At 52.3% G+C, this 1,090-nt stretch carries 2 protein-coding genes; both read right to left on the reverse strand.

Annotation, left to right across the window (positions count from 1 at the left end):
* Positions 1 to 145: 145 nt before the first annotated feature.
* Positions 146 to 697: a hypothetical protein gene (locus tag BWM17_RS09610; RefSeq protein ID WP_309493778.1), complete on the reverse strand. Its 552-nt coding sequence runs from the start codon at positions 695 to 697 to the stop codon at positions 146 to 148.
* Positions 698 to 712: 15 nt separating this feature from the next.
* Positions 713 to 1,090, reverse strand: a 378-nt coding sequence (locus BWM17_RS09615; protein WP_309493779.1) for a universal stress protein, incomplete at its 5' end; no start/stop codon positions are given.

Here is a 1,090-nt window from a genome sequence, read left to right on the forward strand (position 1 = left end):
ACCCCCGCTGCCCAGGAAGCCGCTCAGCGTGCCGCCTATAAAACCCAGAAGAGCCACAGCTAATGCTTTGCCAAGGGTGAGGTCTATGAACTCAACCTCAAAACCACTGGGTGGAGGTACAAACCCGCCCATACAACTCGCCTCCTCAGTGCGCTTTTGGCTTAATGCCAAGGTATTTCAAAACGTGGGCAATTGTATTGCCGTATATGTATGCCACCGCAAGCACAGTACCGAGAATGAGAGCCACTGAAACAAAGCTCTTCTGGGTGAGTATCCCCTTGATTGCCCCGAAGGATGTGAATATCGCTGCATATAGCAAGAATGCCGCTGCTCCGTAGGCTGCAGATACCCTGAGCTCTTTTTTCCTCGGGTTGGGATACTCCACCTGCAGTCCAATTATATCCTTCTTGAGGTGCTTAGCCAGCTTTGAATCTGTGAGAAAAACCACTTCTGGCTTAAGTGCATTTACCTCCTTGGCTAAGCGCTCAGTTGAGCAAACCCGCACGAGAGGCTCAGTCTCTATACCACGCTTTTCAAAGGCTGGAGCAAGCCTCTTCAGCAGGCTTTTCGCATTATCCATGCCTGTCTTGGCATGCCTGCTCAGCCACTCAGCGCAGAATTCTGCAAACTCCAGCGCAAAGATGGAATCGCCGGCATCTAAGGCAGTATTCACTACAACAACTGCGTTTCTCTCCATGTTCACAGCCCTCCTTTAACTCTGATCCAGCGCCGCACTGGCGCTGAGCTTCTTTATCCTAGAAGAGAGAGTAAGCGCGATCTTGTCGGTGAACCTCAGCAACTTGGGTTTGAACACCACCACAGGACAGGGAGCGCGCCTTATTACCTCTTCAATCACACTTGCCGCAAGCACCCTAGACAAGCCTGCTCTGCCGTCGGTGCTCATGAGTATGGCAAAAGCTCCGGTCTCCCTTGCCTCGCGCACTATCTCCCTAGCGAGCCTTCCCGCTTTCAGCTTGATCTTTGCCTCTATCCCGTGCTGCGCAAACTCTTCTGCTAGCTCTCTCAGCTGAGCCTTTTTAATCCTCATGTCCTCCAGCACGGGTGTGGCTGCCTCCATATCATGAACCTC

This window comes from Candidatus Hecatella orcuttiae, from assembly GCF_002009985.1.
Lineage (GTDB): Archaea > Thermoproteota > Bathyarchaeia > Hecatellales > Hecatellaceae > Hecatella > Hecatella orcuttiae.